26 protein-coding genes, 1 tRNA gene and 1 pseudogene are annotated in these 22,533 nt (G+C 66.2%); 18 read left to right on the forward strand and 10 right to left on the reverse strand.

Going from position 1 to position 22,533, the window contains the following annotated elements; all coding sequences use genetic code 11:
• Positions 1 to 4: 4 nt before the first annotated feature.
• The gene (locus tag SJY12_RS06970) at positions 5 to 1,603 is read right to left on the reverse strand and encodes a phosphoenolpyruvate carboxykinase (protein ID WP_397504879.1); all 1,599 of its coding nucleotides are present in this window, start codon (positions 1,601 to 1,603) and stop codon (positions 5 to 7) included.
• Positions 1,604 to 1,784: 181 nt separating this feature from the next.
• Here SJY12_RS06970 and SJY12_RS06975 point away from each other — a divergent pair, with 181 nt between their 5' ends.
• The 7 genes from SJY12_RS06975 to SJY12_RS07005 all read left to right on the forward strand — a co-directional run bounded on the left by SJY12_RS06975 (position 1,785) and on the right by SJY12_RS07005 (position 7,054).
• Positions 1,785 to 2,540 carry a response regulator transcription factor gene (locus SJY12_RS06975; RefSeq protein WP_050599842.1) on the forward strand — a complete coding sequence of 252 codons (756 nt, stop codon included), beginning with the start codon at positions 1,785 to 1,787 and terminating at the stop codon, positions 2,538 to 2,540.
• A gap of 14 nt (positions 2,541 to 2,554) precedes the next feature.
• Entirely contained in the window at positions 2,555 to 4,120 is a 1,566-nt protein-coding gene (locus SJY12_RS06980) for a stimulus-sensing domain-containing protein (protein WP_397504881.1), read from the forward strand.
• Positions 4,117 to 4,563, forward strand: a complete 447-nt coding sequence (locus SJY12_RS06985) for an HPr kinase/phosphorylase (protein ID WP_397504882.1) — start codon at positions 4,117 to 4,119, stop codon at positions 4,561 to 4,563. The genes SJY12_RS06980 and SJY12_RS06985 overlap by 4 nt, the downstream gene beginning before the upstream one ends.
• An 11-nt stretch (positions 4,564 to 4,574) precedes the next feature.
• The gene (rapZ, locus tag SJY12_RS06990) at positions 4,575 to 5,471 is read left to right on the forward strand and encodes an RNase adapter RapZ (RefSeq protein ID WP_397504883.1); all 897 of its coding nucleotides are present in this window, start codon (positions 4,575 to 4,577) and stop codon (positions 5,469 to 5,471) included.
• Between the two features lie 71 nt (positions 5,472 to 5,542).
• Positions 5,543 to 5,968 (forward strand): PTS sugar transporter subunit IIA, encoded by a 426-nt coding sequence (locus SJY12_RS06995; protein WP_050599846.1) that lies wholly within the window; start codon positions 5,543 to 5,545, stop codon positions 5,966 to 5,968.
• Positions 5,965 to 6,243, forward strand: a complete 279-nt coding sequence (locus SJY12_RS07000; RefSeq protein ID WP_050599847.1) for an HPr family phosphocarrier protein — start codon at positions 5,965 to 5,967, stop codon at positions 6,241 to 6,243. Before SJY12_RS06995 ends, SJY12_RS07000 begins: the two co-directional genes overlap by 4 nt.
• A 1-nt stretch (position 6,244) precedes the next feature.
• Positions 6,245 to 7,054: a TrmH family RNA methyltransferase gene (locus SJY12_RS07005; RefSeq protein WP_397504884.1), complete on the forward strand. Its 810-nt coding sequence runs from the start codon at positions 6,245 to 6,247 to the stop codon at positions 7,052 to 7,054.
• A 26-nt stretch (positions 7,055 to 7,080) separates the two neighbouring features.
• On the opposite strand, the gene SJY12_RS07010 is transcribed toward SJY12_RS07005, so the two are convergent.
• The 5 genes from SJY12_RS07010 to recR form a co-directional block, all read right to left on the reverse strand.
• Entirely contained in the window at positions 7,081 to 7,443 is a 363-nt protein-coding gene (locus SJY12_RS07010) for a response regulator (RefSeq protein ID WP_050599849.1), read from the reverse strand.
• On the reverse strand, positions 7,440 to 8,513 hold the full coding sequence (locus SJY12_RS07015) for a PAS domain-containing protein (RefSeq protein ID WP_397504885.1): 1,074 nt from the start codon (positions 8,511 to 8,513) through the stop codon (positions 7,440 to 7,442). The genes SJY12_RS07010 and SJY12_RS07015 overlap by 4 nt, the downstream gene beginning before the upstream one ends.
• A 93-nt stretch (positions 8,514 to 8,606) precedes the next feature.
• Positions 8,607 to 10,070, reverse strand: coding sequence for a DNA recombination protein RmuC (gene rmuC, locus SJY12_RS07020; RefSeq protein WP_397504886.1), 1,464 nt, complete (start codon positions 10,068 to 10,070; stop codon positions 8,607 to 8,609).
• Between the two features lie 164 nt (positions 10,071 to 10,234).
• Complete coding sequence (locus SJY12_RS07025) at positions 10,235 to 10,801, reverse strand: peptide deformylase (protein WP_397504887.1); 567 nt, start codon at positions 10,799 to 10,801, stop codon at positions 10,235 to 10,237.
• A gap of 81 nt (positions 10,802 to 10,882) precedes the next feature.
• On the reverse strand, positions 10,883 to 11,479 hold the full coding sequence (gene recR, locus SJY12_RS07030) for a recombination mediator RecR (protein ID WP_397504888.1): 597 nt from the start codon (positions 11,477 to 11,479) through the stop codon (positions 10,883 to 10,885).
• 52 nt (positions 11,480 to 11,531) lie between these two features.
• Here recR and fmt point away from each other — a divergent pair, with 52 nt between their 5' ends.
• The 3 genes from fmt to SJY12_RS07045 all read left to right on the forward strand — a co-directional run bounded on the left by fmt (position 11,532) and on the right by SJY12_RS07045 (position 14,516).
• Complete coding sequence (fmt, locus tag SJY12_RS07035; protein ID WP_397504889.1) at positions 11,532 to 12,440, forward strand: methionyl-tRNA formyltransferase; 909 nt, start codon at positions 11,532 to 11,534, stop codon at positions 12,438 to 12,440.
• Positions 12,441 to 12,560: 120 nt separating this feature from the next.
• Positions 12,561 to 13,322 (forward strand): tRNA pseudouridine(38-40) synthase TruA, encoded by a 762-nt coding sequence (gene truA, locus SJY12_RS07040; RefSeq protein ID WP_397504890.1) that lies wholly within the window; start codon positions 12,561 to 12,563, stop codon positions 13,320 to 13,322.
• 81 nt (positions 13,323 to 13,403) lie between these two features.
• Positions 13,404 to 14,516, forward strand: a complete 1,113-nt coding sequence (locus SJY12_RS07045) for a zinc-binding dehydrogenase (RefSeq protein ID WP_230833848.1) — start codon at positions 13,404 to 13,406, stop codon at positions 14,514 to 14,516.
• A gap of 57 nt (positions 14,517 to 14,573) precedes the next feature.
• On the opposite strand, the gene SJY12_RS07050 is transcribed toward SJY12_RS07045, so the two are convergent.
• On the reverse strand, positions 14,574 to 15,551 hold the full coding sequence (locus SJY12_RS07050) for an asparaginase (protein WP_397504891.1): 978 nt from the start codon (positions 15,549 to 15,551) through the stop codon (positions 14,574 to 14,576).
• A gap of 86 nt (positions 15,552 to 15,637) precedes the next feature.
• On the opposite strand from SJY12_RS07050, the gene SJY12_RS07055 reads away from it, so the two are divergent.
• Positions 15,638 to 15,713, forward strand: a tRNA-Val gene (locus SJY12_RS07055).
• Positions 15,714 to 15,762: 49 nt separating this feature from the next.
• Here the strand turns inward: SJY12_RS07055 and SJY12_RS07060 are convergent.
• A complete protein-coding gene (locus tag SJY12_RS07060; RefSeq protein WP_397504893.1) occupies positions 15,763 to 16,320 on the reverse strand; it encodes a TlpA family protein disulfide reductase in 558 nt (185 codons plus the stop codon).
• Positions 16,321 to 16,336: 16 nt separating this feature from the next.
• Here SJY12_RS07060 and argH point away from each other — a divergent pair, with 16 nt between their 5' ends.
• The 4 genes from argH to SJY12_RS07080 all read left to right on the forward strand — a co-directional run bounded on the left by argH (position 16,337) and on the right by SJY12_RS07080 (position 20,053).
• Positions 16,337 to 17,713: an argininosuccinate lyase gene (gene argH / locus SJY12_RS07065; protein WP_397506663.1), complete on the forward strand. Its 1,377-nt coding sequence runs from the start codon at positions 16,337 to 16,339 to the stop codon at positions 17,711 to 17,713.
• On the forward strand, positions 17,713 to 17,949 hold the full coding sequence (locus SJY12_RS07070) for a lipoprotein (RefSeq protein ID WP_050599860.1): 237 nt from the start codon (positions 17,713 to 17,715) through the stop codon (positions 17,947 to 17,949). The genes argH and SJY12_RS07070 overlap by 1 nt, the downstream gene beginning before the upstream one ends.
• Positions 17,950 to 18,010: 61 nt before the next feature.
• The gene (lysA, locus tag SJY12_RS07075; RefSeq protein WP_050599861.1) at positions 18,011 to 19,273 is read left to right on the forward strand and encodes a diaminopimelate decarboxylase; all 1,263 of its coding nucleotides are present in this window, start codon (positions 18,011 to 18,013) and stop codon (positions 19,271 to 19,273) included.
• Between the two features lie 12 nt (positions 19,274 to 19,285).
• Positions 19,286 to 20,053 carry a bifunctional precorrin-2 dehydrogenase/sirohydrochlorin ferrochelatase gene (locus SJY12_RS07080; protein ID WP_397504894.1) on the forward strand — a complete coding sequence of 256 codons (768 nt, stop codon included), beginning with the start codon at positions 19,286 to 19,288 and terminating at the stop codon, positions 20,051 to 20,053.
• Here the strand turns inward: SJY12_RS07080 and SJY12_RS07085 are convergent.
• Entirely contained in the window at positions 20,050 to 21,021 is a 972-nt protein-coding gene (locus tag SJY12_RS07085; protein WP_397504895.1) for a MarR family transcriptional regulator, read from the reverse strand. The two genes, SJY12_RS07080 and SJY12_RS07085, sit on opposite strands and share 4 nt — an antisense overlap.
• Before the next feature lie 205 nt (positions 21,022 to 21,226).
• Between SJY12_RS07085 and SJY12_RS07090 the strand changes: the two are divergent.
• The 3 genes and pseudogenes from SJY12_RS07090 to SJY12_RS07100 form a co-directional block, all read left to right on the forward strand.
• A pseudogene (locus SJY12_RS07090) lies at positions 21,227 to 21,403 on the forward strand (sigma factor); the annotation flags it as partial.
• A gap of 124 nt (positions 21,404 to 21,527) precedes the next feature.
• Entirely contained in the window at positions 21,528 to 21,659 is a 132-nt protein-coding gene (locus SJY12_RS07095) for an RNA polymerase sigma factor (protein WP_397506665.1), read from the forward strand.
• Complete coding sequence (locus SJY12_RS07100; RefSeq protein ID WP_063506991.1) at positions 21,656 to 22,030, forward strand: DUF6768 family protein; 375 nt, start codon at positions 21,656 to 21,658, stop codon at positions 22,028 to 22,030. The genes SJY12_RS07095 and SJY12_RS07100 overlap by 4 nt, the downstream gene beginning before the upstream one ends.
• Here the strand turns inward: SJY12_RS07100 and SJY12_RS07105 are convergent.
• Positions 22,027 to 22,530 carry a murein L,D-transpeptidase family protein gene (locus SJY12_RS07105; protein WP_063506992.1) on the reverse strand — a complete coding sequence of 168 codons (504 nt, stop codon included), beginning with the start codon at positions 22,528 to 22,530 and terminating at the stop codon, positions 22,027 to 22,029. The genes SJY12_RS07100 and SJY12_RS07105 overlap by 4 nt on opposite strands.
• Positions 22,531 to 22,533: the final 3 nt, after the last annotated feature.

Consider the following 22,533-nt stretch of genomic DNA (forward strand, 5'->3'; position numbering starts at 1 on the left):
CGGATCAGGCAGCGACCGATTTGCTCGGCGCTGCGTCGCGCACGCCCTGGTCGACATGCGCTGCGAAGGGTTCGAAGTTGTCGACGAAAAGCTGCACCAGCTTGGTCGCGGTGCGATCGTATTCGTCCTTGTCGGTCCATGTCGACCGCGGGTCGAGAATGCCCGTATCGACGCCCGCGACCGCAACCGGCACTTCGAAACCGAAGTTGGGGTCCTTGCGGAATTCGGCGTCGTTGAGCGACCCGTCGAGCGCGGCGTTGAGCAATGCGCGGGTGGCCTTGATCGGCATGCGGCTGCCGGTACCGTACTTGCCACCGGTCCAGCCGGTGTTGACCAGCCAGCACTGCACCCCGCCCTTGGCGATGCGTTCTTTGAGCAGGTTGCCGTAAACGCTGGGGTGGCGCGGCATGAAGGGTGCGCCGAAGCAGGTGCTGAAAGTCGCTTCCGGTTCGGTCACGCCGATTTCGGTGCCCGCGACCTTGGCGGTGTAACCCGACAGGAAATAATACATCGCCTGGTCGGGCGTGAGCCGCGCGATCGGAGGCAGCACGCCGAAAGCATCGGCGGTCAGCATGATTACGTTCGACGGGACCGGGCCGAGGTTCTTTTCGCTGGTGTTCGGTATCGACGACAGCGGATAGGCGCCGCGGGTGTTCTCCGCGAGGCTGCTGTCGTCGAGATCGATTTCGCCCGCATCGTTCATCACGACGTTTTCGAGCACGGTGCCTTCCATCTTGGTGGTGGCGTAGATTTCCGGCTCGGCCTCGGGATTGAGGCGGATCATCTTGGCGTAGCAACCGCCTTCGAAGTTGAAGACCGCCGTATCCGACCAGCCATGCTCGTCATCGCCGATCAGCGTGCGGCTGGCATCGGCCGACAGCGTGGTCTTGCCGGTGCCCGACAGGCCGAAGAACACCGCGGTCTTGCCGTCGGGGCCGATGTTGGCGCTGCAGTGCATCGGCATCACGCCCTTGGCGGGCAGCAGGTAGTTGAGAATGCCGAAGACGCTCTTCTTCATCTCGCCGGCATATTTGGTGCCGCCGATCAGGATCAGCTTCTCTTCGAGATTGACCGCGATCACGGTCTCGCTGCGCGTCCCGTGGCGTTCGGGGTCGGCCTGGAAGCTGGGCAGGTCGATGATGGTGTATTCGGGCACGAAACCGTCGAGCTCGGCTTCGGTCGGACGTACCAGCAGCGTGCGGATGAACTGGTTATGCCACGCCAGCTCGTTGATCACCCGGACATTGACCCGGTGCTCGGGCTGCGAGCCGCCGAACAGGTCGGCGACGAAAAGCTCGCCCTTGTCCGCCACCGCCTTGAGGAAATCTTCCTTGAGCGCGGCGAAATGCGCCGGCGTCATCGAGGCATTGTTGTCCCACCATACGGTGTCTTCGGTTTCGGCGTTGCGGACGATGAACTTGTCCTTCGCGCTGCGGCCCGTGTGCTTGCCCGTTTCGACCACCAGCGGACCGTCCTTGGCACGGCGGCCCTCGCTGCGCTCCAGCGCGGCGGCGGTCAGCTCTTCCGAAGTCAGGTTGGGATGGATGGTGGCGGAAGTCTCGATGCCCTGGTCGGCAAGCGAATGGGAAAGCGAAAAGGTCACTGAATTCTCCAGCGCGGGATGCGGGTTCGTCCGGGAATCGCTCGCGCATACGAATGCGTGAGGTTCCTGGCAGGCAATAGTCATCCCCGGCCTCGACGTCAAACCGGCGCCCGCATCGCGAGTAGCGGCGAAGAATTCGCGCCGCGTTGTCTTGCCCGGGCATTGCGGCTAGGTCCGAACGATGGAAGTCACCGGCGCAGAAACGGCCCCCAGGGGCGACGAAAACCGCACCGTCATCGCGCTGGTCGACGATGATCGCAACATCCTTACCACCGTCTCGATCGCGCTGCAGGCCGAAGGCTTCGACACGCGCGTCTATTCGGATGGCGAAGCCGCGCTGGGCGCCCTGCTGTCGAACCCGCCCGATCTGGCGATCTTCGATATCAAGATGCCCAAGATGGACGGGATGGAATTGCTGCGCCGGCTGCGCGAACAATCGCCGCTGCCGGTCATCTTCCTGACCAGCAAGGATGACGAGACCGACGAGCAGGCCGGTTTCGAAATGGGCGCGGACGATTACATCGCCAAGCCGTTCAGCCTGCGCCTGCTGCTGGCCCGCATTCGCGCGATCCTGCGCCGCAGCGGCGGCGATCACCCGCTGCTGTTGTCGGAACAGTTCGACGACAAGCCCGGCGAAGTGCTCGAACGCGGGCGGCTGTTCATGGACCCTGCCCGCCACCATGCCACATGGGACGGCGAACCGGTGTCGCTGACGGTGACTGAATTCCTCCTGCTCGAAGCGCTCGCGGCACGCCCCGGCGTGATCAAGAGCCGCAACCAGCTGATGGATGCCGCCTATCCCGACGATGTCTTCGTCGACGACCGCACGGTCGACAGCCATATCAAGCGCATGCGCCGCAAGTTCCGCAGCGTCGACCCGGACTTTTCCGCGATCGAGACGCTGTACGGCGCAGGCTACAGTTTCAACGAAGGTTGATCCGGACGCCCGCCATGTCCGAAACCGGCAGTGTCCTCAAAGGCGATCCGCGGATCGAGAAGCTGCGCTGGTCGCGCCGCCTGTCGCTCACCAGCCGCATCCTGTTCGTCAATGTCCTGCCGCTGGTGCTGCTTGGCGGCGGGGTCATCTATGTCGACGCCTATCGCAAGCAATTGCTCGACGAACGCTTCAAGCTGGCCCTCGTCGAAGCCCAGATCACTGCCGAAGCGCTGGCCGGGGCGACCCCGCAGCGGCAGGAAGCACTACTGATCCAGATCGGCAAGGAACAGCGGCTGCGCCTGCGCGTCTACGGCCCCGACGGGAAGCTCGAAGCCGACAGTTTCAGGCTCGCCCCGCCCAGCTTCACGCTGCCGCAGGCCAAGGAGGTCGACCAGGATGCCTTCGCCTTGCAGCTCGACCGCTGGTTCGACCGCGTGGTCGGTGCGCCCTCGCTGCCCGATTACGTCGAGCCCGAAACCGATGACGCCGCCGACTGGCCCGAACTGACCCGCGCGCGCGAAGACAGCCTCACGCAGATCGTGCTGCGCGATGCCCCCGACGGGACGCATGTGATCAATGCCGCCGCGCCGGTGGGGCTGGAGGGAGACACGCTGCTGCTCACGCGCAATCCGGTCGATATCACCGAAAGCGTGCGGCAGGCGCGTTCGACGGTAGCGCTGATCGTGCTGCTGGCGCTGGTTATCTCGACCCTGCTGTCGCTGTTCCTCGCGCAGACGATCGTGCGGCCCCTGCGCGAACTGGTGCAGGCCGCGGTGCGCGTGCGGCAGGGGCGCGACCGGCAGGTCGAAGTGCCGCGACTGCCGCAGCGACGCGACGAAATCGGCATGCTCGCGCGCTCGATCTCCGACATGACCGCTGCGCTGCGCCAGCGGATCGACGCGGTCGAACATTTCGCCGCCGACGTCGCGCATGAAATCAAGAACCCGCTGGCATCGCTGCGCAGCGCCACCGAATCGCTGGGCAAGGTCGAAGACCCGGCGCTGCGCGCGCAATTGCTCGAGATCGCGACGCATGACGTCCGCCGGATCGACCGGCTGGTCACCGAGATTTCCGATGCCAGCCGGATCGACGCGGAGATGTCTCGCACCGAGTTCGAACCGGTCGACCTCGCGCAGCTGCTGTGCACCATCGCCGAAAACCGCGCCGCGCGGGACGAGAACGAAGGGCGTCAGCTCGAGATATCCGGCGCCGACCGCCCGGCGAGGGTCATGGGCGTCCCCGTCCGGCTCGAGCGGGTGATCCAGAACCTGCTCGACAATGCCGTGTCCTTTTCACCGCCGGGCGGGCGGATCTGGGCCGACATCGTGCAGCGCGAGGACTGGATCGCGCTGACCATCTGCGACGAGGGACCGGGCATCCCCGAGGAAAAGCGCGAGAAAGTGTTCCAGCGCTTCCATTCGGATCGCCCGGCAGAAGAAGACTTCGGCAACCATTCGGGCCTGGGCCTCGCCATCGCGCGGACCATCGCCGAAGCGCATGACGGCACGCTGCTGGCGACGTCGCGGAGAGACGGCCAGAGCGGCGCGTGCCTCGAACTCGGCCTGCCTAAAAAGCGATGAGCGCGCAGGTCCTCGCCAATGTGACCGCAGTGGTCGTGGACGGACAGGTCCTGCTGATCGAAGGCCCGCCGGGCGCCGGCAAGTCCGCGCTGGCGCTGGCGCTGATCGATCGCGGCGCGGTGCTGGTGGGCGACGATGCCGTCACCATCGCGCGCCGCGGCGACCGGCTGCACGGATCGCCTCCGCCCAACACCGCCGGGCTGGTCGAAGTGCGCAATGTCGGCGTGATCGAACTGCCGGTGGGCGAAGGCCCGGTCGCGCTGGTGCTCGCCCTCGATCCGGGGGCGGCGAGGTTCCCGCTCGAAATCGCCACGCGCACGATCGCAGGCGTTGCAATCCCCGTGCTGCCCTTCGCGCCGGGCGATGCGGCGCAGGCCCTGCGCGCCGAACACGCGCTGCGTGAACACGGTCTCCCCCTCCCCAAACCCGGCGAAAGCGCATAGGCACGGCGCCCATGGCCGACGAATCGCTTCCCGTGCAGCACATCCTCCTCGTCACCGGCGTTTCGGGCGCGGGAAAATCGACCGCGCTGCAGGTGCTCGAGGATCTCGGATGGGAAACGATCGACAATTTTCCCATCCGGCTGCTCGGCCGGCTGGTCGGCGCCAAGGCGGACAATTCGCGCCTCGCGATCGGTGTCAATTCGCGGACCCGCGGTTTCGTGCCGTCGAAGGTCATCGAACAGTTCAAGAAGTTCGACGAGCGCGACGACGTCGAAGTGACCACCATGTTCGTCGACTGCGGCAGCGGCGAACTCGAACGGCGCTACAACGAGACACGCCGCCCGCACCCGATGGCGCGCGGCCGCACCGCGATGGACGGCATCAAGGCCGAACGCGAACTGCTCGAACCGCTGCGCCGCTGGGCCGATATGGTGATCGACACAACCGACTATTCGACCAACCACCTGCAGCAGGTCGTGCGCGAACGGTTCGCCGACCGGGCGGATCAGACGATGGCCGTGACCGTAACCAGCTTCGGCTTCTCGCGCGGGATCCCGCCGCTGGCCGACCTGCTGTTCGACATGCGGTTCCTCGACAATCCCCACTGGGCCCCGGGGCTGCGCGAACAGACCGGGCTCGATGCCCCGGTGGGCGAACACATCCTCGCCGATCCTGCCTTCGAACCCGTTTTCAGCCGGATCATCGACCTGCTGCTCGAAGCGCTGCCGCATTATGCGAGCCAGGGGCGCAGCTACCTCAACATCGCCTTCGGCTGTACCGGGGGGAGACACCGGTCCGTCTTCAGTGCGGAACGCGCGGCCGCGGTCTTGCGCGAAGCGGGATTTTCGCCCACGGTTATACACCGCAATCTTGGTTCACGCCCGGCCGACCCGCTCGAACGCGGATAGACCGGGGGCCAAGGAATGGTTAAGCGCCTCGCAGATACAATTTCGGGCATCGCAAACGGAACTGAAGCTGCATGATCGGCATGATCCTCGTCACCCACGGCCGCCTGGCCGACCATTTCATCGATGCGATGGAGCATGTGGTGGGCAAGCAGGAAGGCGTCGCCACGATCTGTATCGGTCCCAATGACGATATGGAGCAACGCCGCGCCGATATCGCCGATGCCATTCGCACGGTCGACCAGGGCCAGGGCGCGATCATCCTGACCGACCTGTTCGGCGGCACCCCGTCCAACCTCGCGATTTCGCTGCTCGACACGGGGCGTGTCGAAGTGATTGCGGGGATCAACCTGCCGATGCTCATCCGCCTCGCCGGCGCGCGCAAGAGCATGAATGTGGTCGATGCGGTCAACGCCGCGCAGACCGCCGGGCGCAATTACATCACGGTGGCCAGCGAGTTCCTCGGCCAGGACCTCGCCAGCGCGCGGAAAGCCTGTTGAGCGAGCAGCGCCGCAGCGTCGAGGTGGTCAACCAGCGCGGGCTGCACGCCCGCGCGAGCGCGAAGTTCGTCAATGCGGTCGCCGAGCTGCCCGAGGGCTGTTCGGTCCGTGTCGCCAAGGGCGACCACGAGGCTGCCGGCGGATCGATCCTCGGCTTGATGATGCTGGGCGCCGCCAAGGGCGATATGATCGAGATCATCGTGACCGGCGAGGATGCCGAACCGGTGATCGAGAACCTCGCCGCCATGGTCGAGGATGGTTTCGGGGAACCGTGACGTGACGGTAGAGCGTCGCCACATCACCGGCTTTTCCAATCCCACCGTCAAGGCTTTGCGCGCACTGCGCGAGAAGAAGCATCGCAAGGCCGCGGGCCGGTTCCTCGCCGAAGGGCTGCGGTTGCTGACCGATGCCCGCGAATGCGGCCATGTACCCGAAGTGCTGGTGCTGGCCGACCGCCGCGAACCGCACCCGCTGCTCGCCGCACTCGAGGCATCGGTCGCCGCAGCGGGCGGCGAGATCATCGAGACCACGCCCGACATCCTCGCCAAGATCACCGGCAAGGAAAACCCGCAGGCCGTGGCCGGGGTGTTTGCCGAATTCGGCACTGCGCTGGAAGCGATCGAGCGGGAGACGGCAGAGATCTGGCTGGTGGCGCAGGCGCTGCGCGATCCCGGCAATCTGGGCACCATGCTGCGCACCGGCGATGCGATCGGCGCCGGCGGGTTGATCCTGATCGACGATTGCGCCGATCCCTTCAGCGTCGAAGCGGTGCGTGCCAGCATGGGCGCGATCTTCACGCAGCGGGTCGCGCAGGCGCGGTGGGACGAATTCGAACCCTGGCTGCGCGGCGCGCCAGGCCAGCTGGTCGCGGCCAGCCTGCGCGATGCACAGCCGTATCGCGGGGCGCCTTATGCCGCACCCTGCTTCGTCATGGTGGGCAACGAATTGCGCGGATTGCCGGAACCGTACGAAATGGCTTGCGACTTGCGCGTGACCATGCCGATGAAGGGCCGCGCCGACAGCCTCAATGCGGCCGTAGCCGCGGCGGTTCTGGGGTACGAGGTTCTCGCCCGCCTCGAGGGCTGACTTCGTGTCTGCCGGGGTCGCGGCGCTCAGGCCGGCTCGCAGGAACGGCGCAACCCGAACAGCTTCGCCACCACTTCCTCGGCCCCGCTGGGCTTGGCCATGATCGGCGCATTGAGTTCGCGCAGCGCTTCGCCCGTACGGTCGAGGTCGCCCGTATGCAGCAGGAAGGGTACGCCGCGTTTCTTCAACTCCACCGCCACGGGTTCACAGGTTTCGCTGCGGCCGAGGTTCACGTCGAGTACCGCGCCATCGATCTCGGTGGTCCGCAGCAGCTCGAAAGCTTCGTCGCAATTGACCGCCACGACCGCGCGCGCACCATCATCTTCGAAGGCGAGTTGCAGGTCGAGCGCGATGAAGGGCTCGTCTTCCAGGATCAGGATGGATTTCATGATGTCAGCGGCAATGAAATGGTCGCGTGCAAGCCGTCTTCCTCCCAGGCGCGGTCGAGCGTGCCGCGCGAATAGGACAGCAGCCGCTCGGCAATATCGAAACCGGTCCCGGTTTCTTCGGGTTTGCGGTGGATCGGCGGGCCGCCGCGTTCCACCCATTCGATCACCAGCGACTGGCGGCCATGGCGGTCTTCATCGTGGCGCCACGATACGGTGATAGTCCCGCCACCGTTCGACAGCGCCCCGTATTTCGATGCATTGGTCGCGAATTCGTGCAGCGTCAGCCCCAGCGCCGACACTGCATTGGGTTCGGTCCGCGCGCTGTCCCCGTCGAAGACGATCCGGTCGCCCTCGGGATCGTAGGGGGCCAGCACCGAGCGGATCGCCTGCCCCACCTCGATCGTGCCGAACGAGGCTTCGTCCAGAGTGGGCTCGTATGCGCGGCCGAGCGCCTTGATCCGTTCGTTGATCTTGCTCGCCAGTTCGCGCGCATTCATCGCGCGGCCTGTGATGTTCACGATACCGCCGATGACCGCAAAGACGTTTTTGAGCCGGTGCGACACTTCGCGCGCCATGACCTTGGCGTGCTTTTCCTCGGCGCGCGCCAGATGGATGTCGCTGACATCCCACTGGCTGCCGAAGAAATAGCGCAGTTCGCCATCTTCATCGTAAATCGGGCCGAGGTGGAGCGCGTTCCAGAAGGTCGATCCGTCCTTGCGATAGTTGAGCAGCTCGACCACCAGCACGTCTTCATTGTCCACCGCGTGCCGAAGCTTGGCGATCTGCTCGGAACTGGTCTTCGGGCCCTGGAGGAAACGGCAGTTGCGGCCGATGATCTCATCCTGCCGGTACCCGGTCAGTTTCTCGAACGCCTTGTTACAGAATACGATGGGCTGGTCTTGCTGGTGCGGATCGGTCAGGCACACCGCCATCCGCGTCTGTGCCATGGCCTGCTCGAACAGCAGCCCGGTGGCGCCGGCGAAATTGTCCGAATCGGGGCTGAAGGTCCGGCCAGCCTGCTGGGACTGGTCGAAGGTGGCACGTTCGCCTCCACCATCACCGCGTTGCATGAGAAAGTCCTCGATCTGCTTCTACGGGCGAAACACGTCCTGCAGACGAACCCGTTTTGCGACCAACGTCGATCCCGGACGAAGGTTTCCGCCCTAATCGGCCGCCGTGGACTTCGGCGTTCCCGCGCTTCCGATCTGCGCGGCATCCTCGGCATTGTAACGCGGGGTCGCCTCGACCTGGGGCACTTCGTCGATCTCGCGCTTGCCGATCTCGATGCCCTTGTCATGCAAGCGGCGCCCGGCGGACAGCACGTTGCGCTCGAAACTGCCGACGAACTTGTTGTAATTATTGACCGCGGTTTCCAATCCGCCGCCGACGCGCTTCATATGTTCGGCCGCGACCGCGAGGCGATCGTAAAGCTCCGCCCCGGCCTTGCCGATCTCGACTGCTTCCTGTGCAATCGTGTCCTGCCGCCAGACCTGCGCGACCGTGCGCGCGATCGCGACGAGATTGGTCGGCGTCGCGAGCAGCACCTTGTTGCGGAAGGCGAAGTCCCACAATTCGGGATCGTGTTCGAGCGCAGCGGCGACGAAATGCTCGCCGGGGACGAACATGACGACATAGTCGGGCGTGTCGTCGAACTGGCTCTGGTAACTTTTCGAACCGAGCGTCTGGACATGCCCGCGCATCGATTTCGCGTGCAGGTCGAGATGCCGGACGCGTTCACCCTCGTCATCGGCCTCGAACGCGGCCTGATAGGCGTTCAAGGAAACCTTGGCGTCGATTACCAGCTTCTTCTGGCCCGGCACATGGACCACCGCGTCGGGGCGCAGACGCCCCTCGTCGGTCTCGATCGAATGTTCGAGAATGAAATCGGTGTGTTCGGACAGGCCGCATTGTTCGAGCACGTTCTGCAGCGCGCGCTCGCCCCAGCGGCCGCGTGCCTTGGGCGCGTTGGTGAGGCTGTTGCCGAGCCGCTGCGCCTCGCGCCTGACCTCTTCCTGGCCCAGCCGCATCTGCTCGATCTGCGCTGCGAGCGAGGAGAACGCATTGGTGCGCTTTTCCTCCAGCGCGGCGACCTGATCCTCGTATTTCTTGAGCCGGTCGCCCACCGGTTGCAGCAATTCGCGGATCTTGGCTTCGGAGGTCTTTTCCGAATGCCCCAGCCGCTCGGTCGCGCGTTCGAGAAACGCATCCTGCGCCTTGGTCAGCACCGCCGAACCGGTGTTCTGGAATTCCTTGAGCATTTCCTCGCGCGCTTCGATCAGCAGGCGCTTCTGCTCGTCGAAATTGGCGGTCTTTTCCTTCAGTGTCGCAAGCTCGGCGCTGAGCGCCCCGTTGGTGCGGCGCATTTCTTCGAGCACCGCCTCGTGCTCGCGGCGCGTTTCGCGCAATTCGCCGTCGAGCGCGTCGGCGCGCTCGGCGCGGACCGTGGCATTTTCCAGGTCGACGATCGCCTTGCGGAACTTCGCGTCGAGTTCCTTCGCCTCCGCATCACGCTCGCCATGGCGGGCCTGCCAGTCCTTGACCGGCGCGGAGCCGAAGCGGTGACCGAGGAAATATCCCAGCGCGAGGCCGAGGACGAGTACGATGATGGCAATGAGGGTCGGATCCATGGCGCGACCCTACGCAGAACGGAGCGGGAACGCTAGGTGCACATTGCCACAATCAACACATGCGTCGCCCCTGCGCTGACAGGGGCCCAGATAACGTCGCGAAAGGAACCCAACTCAGCTGGATCCCCGCCTGCGCGGGGATGACGCAATTGTGGGGGAAGCCCTTACGCCGCTTCGCGCAGCTTCTTCAGCTTCTTGAGCGCCATGTTGCGCTTGAGGCGGCTGAGGTGGTCGATGAACAGGATGCCTTCGAGATGGTCCATCTCGTGCTGGATGCAGGTGGCCATCAGCCCTTCCATGTCCTCTTCATGCGTTTCGCCCTCGAGGTCCTGATAACGCACGCGGCAGGTTGCCGGGCGGTCGACATCGGCGAAGATGTCGGGGACCGAGAGGCAGCCTTCCTGGTAGCTGGCGAGGTCTTCCGCGGGATCGAGGATTTCGGGGTTGATGAAAACCCGCGGCTCCTTCTTCGTCGGATAGTGGACGTGTTCGTGCCCGTCGTGATTGCACGGTTCGGGCTCGGCATCCTCATCCTCGGGCTGGAGGTCGATCACCAGCACGCGCTTGGGGACGCCGACCTGGATCGCGGCAAGGCCGATACCGGGCGCGGCATACATGGTTTCGAACATGTCGGAGACGAGTTCGTTCAGCTCTTCGCCGAATTCGGTGACGGGTTCGGACACGGTTTTGAGCCGGGGATCCGGCACTTCGAGGATTTCACGGATAGCCATGGGTTGCCAGATAGTCGCGCCATGCGGATTCTTCAATTGTTCGTTGCGCACAGGCCATACCCCGTCTGCACGCGCCGGGATTTACCCCATCGGCCGCCGCGCGCGTAGCGCCTGGGCGAGCGTGCCTTCGTCGAGATAGTCGAGCTCGCCGCCGACCGGCAGGCCGTGGGCAAGCTGCGTGATGCGCACCGGATGCTCTTCCAGCCGTTCGGCGAGGTAATGCGCGGTCGTCTGCCCTTCGAGCGTGGCGTTCATCGCCAGCACCACCTCGTCCACCCCGCCCGCCTCCACGCGCGCCAGCAATTGCGCGATATTGAGGTCTTCGGGCCGCACCCCGTCGAGCGCGGACAGCTTGCCGCCGAGCACGTGGTATTTCCCGGTGAACAGCTTCGCGCGGTCGAGCGCCCACAGGTCGGCGACATCCTCGACCACGCAGAGCGATTTCAGGTCGCGCCGCGGATCGCGGCAGATCCCGCACGGGTTGGTGGTGTCGACATTGCTGCAAGTGTCGCATTCGACCAGCGCTTCGCCCACCGTGGCGAGCGCTTCGAGCAGTGCGGGCAGCGCGCTTTCGCGGCGCTTGACCAGCCACAGCACCGCGCGCCGGGCGCTGCGCGGTCCGAGCCCGGGCAGGCGCGCCAGTGCAGCGGCGAGGGTTTCGATCTCTTGCGATGCCATGGGGCGACAGATAGGGGCCGCAGCCAAACAGAGAAAGGCCAACCGCCCAATCATGCGCATAATCTTCATGGGAACGCCCGATTTCGCAGTGCCGACGCTGCAGGCGCTGGTCGATGCGGCGCATGAGGTCGTCTGTGTCTACACCCAGCCGCCGCGTCCGGGTGGCCGCCGCGGGAAGGAACTGACCCCCACCCCGGTGCACCAGCGCGCCAGCGATCTGGGGATCGAGGTCCGCCATCCCAAATCATTGAAATCGGCCGAAGAGCAGGCGGCCTTCGCCGCACTCCACGCCGACGTCGCGGTGGTCGCGGCCTATGGGCTCATCCTGCCGCAGGCGGTGCTCGATGCACCCGCCAATGGCTGCCTCAACGTGCATGCCTCGATCCTGCCGCGCTGGCGCGGTGCGGCGCCGATCCACCGGGCGGTGATGGCGGGTGACACTGTGACCGGCGTCACGATCATGCAGATGGAGGCCGGGCTCGACACCGGGCCGATGCTGGCGATGGCGCGCACGCCGATCGAGGACAAGACCACCGGCGAGCTTACCGAAGAACTGGCCGAACTCGGCGCGCAACTGATGGTCGGCACCTTGCGCGACCTCAAGATCCATGTGCCGATCGCGCAGGACGATGCCGATGCGACCTATGCCGCCAAGATCGACAAGGCCGAGGCGCGGATCGACTGGGACCGTCCGGCGGTGGAGGTGGTTCGGCATATCCACGGTCTCTCGCCCTTTCCCGGGGCCTGGTTCGAACTCGGTGGCCAGCGGGTGAAACTGCTGCGCGCCGAGGTGGTCGAGGGGGCGGGCGCGCCTGGCGAACTTCTTGATGAGCGGCTGGCGATCGCATGCACCGAGGGGGCGATCCGTCCGCTCGAACTGCAACGCGCGGGCAAGCCGAAGATGGACTTGTACACTTTCCTGCGCGGCAATGCAGTGGTGCCGGGTGCGATCCTCGAATGACCGTAACCTCAGCACGTCACCCCCGCGAAGGCGGGGGTCCAGATACCCTCTCGCCTGCCGCGATCGTCGGCTGGATTCCCGCCTGCGCGGGAATGACGGGACGGGGAGCGTAGCGCCAGAATGACCCGTTTCGCGCTTACTCTCGAATTCGACGGGACGCCCTTCTTCGGCCTCCAGCGGCAGAAGGACGGGCCCAGCGTCCAGCAGGCGGTCGAGGAAGCGGCGTTTCGCGTGCTGGGCGAAGAGGTGCGGCTGCACAGCGCCGGCCGGACCGATGCGGGCGTCCATGCGATCGCGATGCGCAGCCATCTGGATGCCGAGAAGGACATCAAGCCTTACCGGCTGATGGAGGCGCTCAACGCGCACCTCCGCCCCGATCCGGTCGCGGTGACGCATTGCGCGATCGTCCCCGACGACTGGCACGCGCGCTTTTCCTGCACCGGGCGGTCCTATGTCTATCGGATTGCCAACCGCCGCGCGCCGCTGACGCTGGAACGCGGCCGGCTGTGGCAGGTGCCGCAGGAACTCGATGCGCAGGCCATGCACCGCGCGGCGCAGGCGCTGGTCGGGCTGCATGATTTCACCACTTTCCGCTCGGTGCATTGCCAGTCGGACAGCCCGGTCAAGACGCTCGATCGGCTCGATGTCGAGCAGGTGGCGACGCCGATGGGCACGGAAGTCCGCGTTCACGCTGAAGCGCGCAGCTTCCTCCATCACCAGGTCCGCTCGATGGTCGGCTGCCTCGCGCTGGTCGGGATGGGCCGCTGGCCCGAGGAACGCATGGTCGAAGCGCTGGCGGCGCGCGACCGGCAAGAGCTGGGATTGAACGCGCCGCCGCACGGCCTGTATTTCGTATCGGCAAGCTACCCCGCGGATAGTTGACCCAACGTCACCCTAGCCAAGCGCCACGAGCGCGCCTAGCGATAGGCCGGTTAGGTCCAGAATTGAATTGGGAGAATGCAGATGACCACCACCGGAAAGCAGCTTTTCACCACTCTTGAAAGCGACGGTACGCTGACCGTCGAGATCGCGCAGAGCGAATTTCCTGATCCCACCGGCAATCAGGTGCTGGTCAAGATGGAAGCGGCGCCGATCAATCCCTCGGACCTCGCCATCCTGACCGGCGCGGCCGATTTCGAGAATGCCGACTATTCGCCCGGCAAGGTCGTCGCCAAGATGCCCGAGCCGTTCAACTCGGGTCAGAAAGCCCGCCATGGCCAGCGCCTGCCCGCAGGCAACGAAGGTGCAGGCACGGTCATCGCGACCGGCGACAGCGACATGGCCAAGGCGCTGATGGGCCAGCGGGTCGCCTGCGTGCCGGGCACCGCCTACAGCGAATACGCGATTGCCGATGCCGCCATGTGCCTGCCGCTGGGCGATCACAGCGCTGAAGCCGGCGCGTCGAGCTTCGTCAATCCGATGACCGCACTCGGCTTCGTCGAGAACGCCCGGATGGATGGCCACAAGGCGATCCTGCACACCGTCGGCGCATCAAATCTCGGCCAGATGCTCAACCGCATCTGCCTCGAGGACGGCATGGGCCTCGTCAATATCGTGCGCAAGGACGAACAGGCCAAGCTGCTCAAGGATCAGGGCGCGACGCATGTCGTGAATTCCTCCGACGACGATTTCCTCGACCAGCTCAAGGCGGCGATCGACGATACCGATGCTTTCTACGGCTTCGATCCGATCGGCGGCGGCAAGATGGTCGACACCTGCTTCAAGGCAATGGAACAGGTCGCGGTCGGCAAGATGACCGAATATTCGCGCTATGGCTCGAACCAGCAGAAGCGGATGTTCATCTATGGCCGCCTCGACTTCGGGCCGACCACGCTGACCCCCAGCTACGGCTTCGGCTGGACGCTCTCGGGCTGGCTGCTGACGCCGTTCCTGCAAACCGCGGGAATGGAAACGGTAATGCGCATGCGCAAGCGCGTGCTCGACAACCTCACCACCACCTTCGCCAGCGGTTACAAGACCAAGGTCGATCTCGAAGGCATGCTGACCAAGGATGCGATCCTCGATTATCGCCAGATGAAGACCGGCGAGAAATATCTCGTGATGCCGCACGGCTAGGCGCGACCCGAAAGCTTCCCCGTCCGCACAGCGATGCGGGCGGGGACACCGTCCGGCCTACCTCATGTCGAAGGCGCGCTGGATCGTGGCGGGATCGCTTTCGCCCGCGGCCAGCAGCAATTGCAGCAGGATCCGCGCCTTTTGCGGGTTAAGCGCGCGGGCCGCGACGAAACCGTTGGCATCGTCCTCGTCCTCGCGGTCGACCAGTCCCTCGTCAGCCCGGCTGGCGCGGATGACGCAAACCCCGCGCGAAGCAAGCCTCGCCAGTTCCTGACGGACGCCATCTGGCATGTTCCCTTCGCCAACACCAGCCAGCACGATCCCGCGCATGGTATCGCTCACCTGCCGGTTCAGGTCGGCCCCGTCGAGACCGGCATAGGCGTAGACGATGGCCACCCCGGGGAAACTCTCGGGCCAGCCGAAGGCCGCCCCGGCCCCGGTCCGCCAGGGTGCGCCGAACCATTCGAGCGAAGCGGGTGTTACCAGTCCGACCGATTCGCGCGGGAACCCGCGAAAGGCCTCGGTCCCGCGCGTGCGGACCTTGTAGACGTCGCGCGCGGCAAAGATCCGGTCGCCCATCACCACCAGCACCCCGCGCCCTGCGGCATCGGGATCGCTCGCCACGCGTACGGCATTGGCGAAATTGCGCAGCCCGTCATAGCCCACCGCATCGGCGGGCCGCATCGCGCCGACCACCACGACGGGCTTGTCCGCCGGCAGCGTCTGGTCGAGCAGGAACGCGGTTTCTTCCAGCGTATCGGTGCCGTGGGTGACGATGACACCCTGGCACGCCGGGTCCGCCAGCGCCGCCTGCGCAGCCTGGTGGAGCGGGGTCCACACCATCGGTCCGATGTCGGCCGAATTGATATTGGCGATCTGCTTGCCCGAAAGCTCGGCCTCGAGCCCGAGCCCGCCGACCTTTTCGAGATAGTCCTCGATCCCGATCTCGCCCGAACGGTATCCCGGAGTAATCGCGGAACCGGCGATCCCGGCGATCGTGCCGCCGGTGGCGAGGACGGTAAGCTTGGTGGTCATGCCCGCCGCCTAGCGGGCCACGCGCGATCTCGGCAATTGATTTTGCCGAATTGGGCGCTATGTGCAGCGCACCGCTGAAACGGAGCGGGCGATTAGCTCAGTTGGTAGAGCATCTCGTTTACACCGAGAGGGTCGGCGGTTCGAGCCCGTCATCGCCCACCATTTCCGCCGGTGCCGCGATTGTGGCACCCGCGAGGCGCCGCTTGCCGCCCTACTCCGCGATAGCGCGGTCGATCGCGGCGCGCGCTTCCTCGCTGGTCCAGTCGTAACCGCCCTGCACCCGCCAGACCTCCTGCCCCGCGGCATCGTAGAGCACGGTGGTGGGCATGCTCCCCCCGCCGACCGCGAAGCCGATTGCGCTTTCGGGATCCATCCAGGGTTCGAGCCTCGCATAGCCGCCCTGAGCGAAGAACGGGCCGACCACTTCGGCGGCCTGCATGTCCTGGCTCACGGTCAGCACGCGCAGGCGACCTTCGTATTCGCCGGCAAGTGTATCGAGCAGCGGCATCTCCTCGACACACGGCGCACACCAGGTGGCCCAGAGGTTGAGCAGGACGGGCGTGCCCTGCAGCGCACCGAGATTGAGCGTACGCCCTGCCGGATCGGTCACATTCAGCGCCGGCATCAGTTCGCCCGCCGCGCTGTCGTCGATCTGTCCGGTTAGGGCGGACGAAGCGCTGCTTTCTTGCGCCGCATCGGGTGCGCCCCTATCGCAGCCCGCGACTGCAAGACCGAGGATGATGGCAAGCGTGAACGACAAGCGGGACACTCAGGGCTCCAACAGCATGTGGGGCGGCAGGTTCGCCGAAGGACCTAGCGCGATCATGCGCGAAATCAACGCCTCCATTCCGTTCGACAAGATCCTGTGGCGCGAGGATATCGAAGGCAGCCGGGTGCATGTCGCGATGCTGGCGCGGCAGGGTATCGTCTCGGCCGAAGATGCGGGCACCATCGATCGCGGATTGCAGCAGATCGCCGCGGAGTACGAGCGCGACGGGGTCCCCGAGGACTGGGACCTGGAAGACATCCACATGACCGTGGAGGCCCGCCTGACCGAAATCGTCGGCCCGGTAGCGGGGCGGCTGCACACCGCGCGCAGCCGCAACGACCAGGTGGCGACCGACTTCCGCATGTGGGTGCGCACCGCCAACCGGCGCGCCATCGCGGGCATCGAAGCGGTGCTGGCCGCGCTGGTCGCCCGCGCCGAGGAGCATGCCGGCACGATCATGCCCGGCTTCACGCATTTGCAGACCGCGCAGCCGGTGACGCTGGGCCATCACCTGCTGGCCTATTTCGAAATGCTGATGCGGGATCGTTCGCGCTTCGCCGATGCACTGGTGCGGATGGACGAATGCCCGCTGGGCTCGGCGGCGCTGGCGGGCACCGGCTTCGACCTCGACCGCGACATGACCGCCGAGGCGCTTGGCTTCGCACAGCCCACGCGCAACAGCCTCGACGCCGTATCGGACCGCGATTTCGCGCTCGATTACCTGACCGCGGCGAGCCAGTGTTCGCTGCACCTGTCGCGGCTGGCGGAGGAATTCATCATCTGGGCCAGCCAGCCCTTCGGCTTCGTCAAGCTGCCCGACACGCTGTCGACGGGCAGTTCGATCATGCCGCAGAAGCGCAATCCCGATGCCGCCGAGCTGGTGCGCGGGCATGCCGGCCGCGTGATCGGCTGCGCGACATCGCTGATGATCACGATGAAGGGCCTGCCGCTCGCCTATTCGAAGGACATGCAGGACGACAAGCCGCCGGTGTTCGAGGCTGCAGGCCTGATCGATCTCAGCCTTGCCGCCATGGCGGGGATGGTGGCCGACAGCGGCTTCGACACCGCGCGCATGCGCCGTGCGGCCGAAGCCGGCCACGCCACCGCGACCGACCTGGCCGACTGGCTGGTGCGGCAGGCGGACATTCCGTTCCGCGAAGCGCACCACATTACCGGGGCGGCCGTGAAGCTGGCCGACGAGCAGGGCGTCGCGCTCGATGGGCTGTCGATCGGCGATCTCAAGGCTATCGACGAACGCATCGACGAACGCGTTTTCGATGCGCTGTCGGTCGATGCCTCGGTCGCGGCGCGCGCTTCCTATGGCGGAACGGCGCCGCAGCGCGTAAGGCAGCAGGTGGCCGCGGCGAAACAGCGTCTCGGCATGGAGGATTGATGCGCCACCGGATCGCCCTTGCCGCGCTGCTGATGCTTGCTGCCTGCGGGCAGAAATCCGCGCTCGAACCGGTAGAAGGCGCAGCGCTGCCGCCCGCCCCCTATGGCGCGGATGTGCAGCCCACCGCCGATGAACTGCTGGTGCTCGATCCCGAGGCCGCCCCCGCGCGCAGCGTCGAGCTGCGGACCCGTTCGGAAGAGCGCGAGGACGATCCTTTCGATCTGCCGCCCGAGTGAATTTCAATCGGGCAAGCAAGGCTTGCTCGACAAAGAGAATGCCTTTGGGCAGGGGCCTGCCATGGACCATTTCGAGCTGAAAGACGGCGTGCTTCACGCCGAGGACGTTCCGCTGCCGCGCATTGCGGAAGAAGTCGGGACGCCCGTCTACATCTATTCGCGCGCCACGCTCGCGCGGCACGCCCGCGTGTTTCGCGAAGCGCTGGCAGGGGTCGACAACCCGCACATCGCCTTTGCGGTTAAGGCCAATCCCAACCTGGCGGTGCTCAAGATCCTCGCCAGCGAGGGCTATGGCGCCGATGTCGTCTCGGGCGGGGAACTGGCCCGGGCGCTGGCAGCGGGCATGAAACCCGCGGATATCGTTTTCTCGGGCGTCGGCAAGACGCATGCCGAACTGGTGCAGGGTCTCGAGGCGGACATCGGCCAGTTCAACATCGAGAGCGAAGAGGAAGGCTACGAGCTGGCCGCGATTGCCGCACGACACGGCAAGCGCGCGGCCTGCGCGCTGCGGGTCAACCCCGATGTCGATGCGCGCACGCATGAGAAAATCTCGACCGGCAAGCGCGAGAACAAGTTCGGCGTCCCGCTCGACCGGGCGGCAGATATCTATGGCCGGCTGGCGCAGGAGGACGGCCTCGATATGCGCGGCGTGGCAGTGCACATCGGCAGCCAGCTCTCGACGCTCGAGCCGCTGGAGACAGCCTTCGGCAAGGTCGGCGCGCTGATTGCGGAATTGCGCGCCGCGGGATGCACGGTGACGCATGCCGATCTCGGCGGCGGACTGGGGGTGCCCTACAAAGCAGGTGAAAACTTGCCCTCCCCCGCCGAATACGGCGCAATGGTCGCGCGGGTGACGCGCGACTGGGGGGTGCAGCTCATGTTCGAACCCGGGCGCGTGATCGCGGGCAATGCCGGCGTGCTGCTGACGCGGGTGATCCGCGCCAAGCGCAGCGGCAACGGCCCCCCGTTCGTCGTCGTCGATGCGGCGATGAACGACCTTGCCCGCCCGGCCATGTATGGCGCATGGCACGATTTCGACGCGGTCGCGCCGACCGGCGACCGCATGACCGCGCATATCGTCGGACCGATCTGCGAGACGGGCGATACCTTCGCGATGGACCGCGAATGCGATGCGCTGGTGGCGGGCGACCTCGCCGTATTTCGCACCGCAGGCGCCTATGGCGCGACGATGGCTTCATCCTACAACTCGCGTGGCTTCGTGGCCGAAGCGCTGGTCGACGGCGACCGCTATGCCGTGGTTGCCGACCGGATCGCGGCAGCGGCGATCATGGATGCCGAACGCGTTCCCGAATGGCTCACCTGATGCAGCGGCGCGATGCATAGCCTGCCGCTCTTCCACCGGATCGCCGGCGCGCATGTCGTCGTTGTCGGCGAAGGCGAAATGGCAGCGGCCAAGGCGCGGCTGGTGGAACGCGCAGGGGGCATCCCCTGCCCCGAGACAGAAGCGCATTACGCCAGGCTGGCATTCGTGGCGCTGGAAGACGGACATGCCGCCCAGACCGCCGCGCTGCGCCTCAAGCGCATGGGCTTGCTGGTCAACGTGGCGGACCGTCCCGAACTGTGCGATTTCACGCTCCCCAGCGTGCTCGACCGCGACCCTGTGCTGGTTGCAGTAAGCACCGGCGGCGCATCGGCCGGATTGGCGAAACACCTGCGGCTGCGGCTCGAATCCATCCTGCCGCAATCGCTGGGCGCGCTGGCGAGCGGGCTGAGCGCCGCGCGCGACCGGATCCGGGCGCGCTATCCCGATGGCGATACCCGCCGCCGAGCGATCGACGCCGCGCTGCAGGAAGGCGGCCGGCTCGACCCGTTCGAACCCGCGAGTGCCGAGGGGGTCGACGGCTGGCTCGATCGGATCCGGGCTGACGATGGGGCGCAGGTCGTCGACGTCACGCTTGCCAGCGACGATCCGGAGGACCTGACGATCCGCCAGGCGCGCGCGCTGGGCCGCGCCGACACCGTGCTGCACGACCCGCAGGTTCCCGAGACCATCCTGATCCGCGCCCGCGCCGACGCCGCCCGCGCGCCCCTTCCCGCAGAGGCTCCTGCAAGCGGCCTCACGGTCATCCTGCGACGCAGCTAGACCACCGCCAGGTCGGTGACGCCGATTTCGCTGAAATAACGGGCCAGCGCGTCGGCCGTGTTGTCGGACAGCGCGATATAGGCGCGGCGGCGGTCGTGCGGGTCGGACACGCGGACCAGTAGGTCGGCATCGACCATCTGCCCGATCCAGCGCAATGCCGTGGTTGCCGGGACCCCGGCGGCGATGCAGAGCGACGTAACCGAAACCTGCTGGCGTTCGGCGCGTGCTGCGGCGAGATCGAGCAGAATATCCCACGCCGGATCGGCGAACAGGTCGGCGTCGAAATGGCGCATGCGCGCTTGGCGGGCCTTGATGATCCGCCGCAGCACGGCCGCTTCGGGCAGACGCGGCCGCTGTTCCTCTTCGCGCGCGGACCGCTGGTCTTCGCCCTGCGCCCGCCATGCTTGCGCGGGGGATTCGAAGCGGAAGGCGCCCCCGCCCTCGCGCTGCCCGGGCGAAAGTTTCTCCAGCCGTTCGGCGATCCGGCCGACCTGTTCGGTCAGTCGCAACAGCATCAGCCGGTCCTCTTCGCCCATTTCGCGCAGCCGCAGGTTGGGCACGCGCGCCAGCACGCGGCCGATCGCGATGATCCGTTCGACGCGGCCCGGATCGACCAGGATCTGCGGGGCCGAGAGCGAAAAGCAGCCGAACACGCTATCGAGCGCGGCCATGGTGGTCGATACCACCAACTGCGCGCCGGCCTTTCCCCCGCGCATGTCGAGCCGCGAGAGCAGCGCCAGCGCATCCGCGCTCGCTACCGCGCAATCGACCATCACGAGATCGCCCAGCGCCGCGAGCGGCCCCTGCGCATATTCTTCGAGGCTGCAGCATTCGCGCACCCGGAAACCCGCCGCGAGCGCATCTTCGCGCATTTCCGCGCGGATATGGTCGCGGTCGGCCAGGACGGTGACCGACAGCTGGCATCCGGCAGCATCGCGCACCGGCTCGTAATCGAAATTGGCTTGCATCGACTCGCGCTCCTTCACTGCAGATGTAGAACATGGTGAGAACAAAAGCGGATCAGGTCAAGAAGCGGGGTACAAATCGCGCACACGACTGAACCATTCGCGCGGCTGCTGCGACTATCCCCATGTGACTGGCAGCAAGACCGCTCCTCCCCCACCGGCCCAATCGGAAGCCGGTCGGCGCTATGACGAATGGCTCGTCACGCTGGTGCAAGCGGGTGACCGCGAAGCCGGAGAACGGCTGGCCCGGCGCTGGCACCCGCGGCTCCTGCGTACCGCGCGGCGCCTGCTCGGCGACACCGACAGCGCGCTGGTTGCGGTGCAGGACAGCTGGATCGCGATCCTGCGCGGGATCGGCGGCCTGCGCGACCCCGCCCGCTTCGCACCCTGGGCCTTCGGGATCCTCCGGCGGCGCTGCGCGGACCGGGTGCGATCGGCGCAGCGCGAGCGCCGCCATCGAGGCACAGGCGATTGCCGCGCTGCCGGCGGACCAGCGGCTCGCCGCGCAATTGTTCTTCGGCGAGGGGCTGACGCTCGCCGAAATCGCCGAGGTCCAGGCCGTACCGCTGGGTACCGCCAAGACCCGCCTGTTCCATGCCCGCCGCAAGCTGAAGGCGGCTCTATCCGGAGACGACCCATGACCGACACAGATGCCCGTATTCGCAGCGCGCTCGACGCGGACGACAGGGAATTCCTCGCCAGCCTCGGGCCCGATCGCGGCATGTTCCGCCAGATCGGCGACAGCATGCATGGTCCGCTCGGTGGATGGATGAAATTCAGCTTCGCGCTGGCCATCGTGATCGGGCTGGCGCTGGCCTATTGCCTGTACCGCGCGCTGACCTTCGACAGCCTCGAAGCGCTGATCGGCTGGGGCCTTACCGGCCTCGCGCTGCTGGTGATGCAGGGTTTCCTCAAGGAATGGATGTTCGCGCGGATGAACATGCTGGCCGTGCTGACCGAGGTCAAACGGCTGCAATTGCAGGTCGCCATGCTGCAGGAAGATCGCGGCTAGGGCCGGATCTCGATTGGCGTACCGTCGGGCACCAGGCTCCACAGTTCGGCGATCTCGGCATTCGACAGTGCGATGCAGCCGTCGGTCCAGTCACCCGGCACGCGCGCATCGTAGGGGAGCCCGTTGGGCTGTCCGTGAATGAAGATCAGCCCGCCCGGCGACCGGCCGCGGCTACGCGCATAGGCGCGGTCCTGCGCATTTGGATAATCGATGTGCAGGCTGAGGTAATAGCTCGACTGGCGGTTGCCATAGGTGATGGTGTAGCGCCCCTCGGGCGTGCGCTCGTCGCCCTGGAAACGCTTGTGGCCGACCGGCGCATCGCCATATTGCAGGCCCGTATAGCGGCGGATCACGCGGTCGTCCTGATAGACCAGCAGCGTGCGCTCGGACTTGTCGATCAGGATGAAATCCGCCCGTTCCCCAGCCCGGGCCTGCTGCGCCTGCAGCGGCGCGGCGCACAGTGCACCGAGCGCTGCGAAAAAGGCGAGGAAAGCGCGCATTAC

This window comes from Qipengyuania sp. R86523, assembly GCF_044596365.1.
GTDB lineage: Bacteria > Pseudomonadota > Alphaproteobacteria > Sphingomonadales > Sphingomonadaceae > Qipengyuania > Qipengyuania citrea.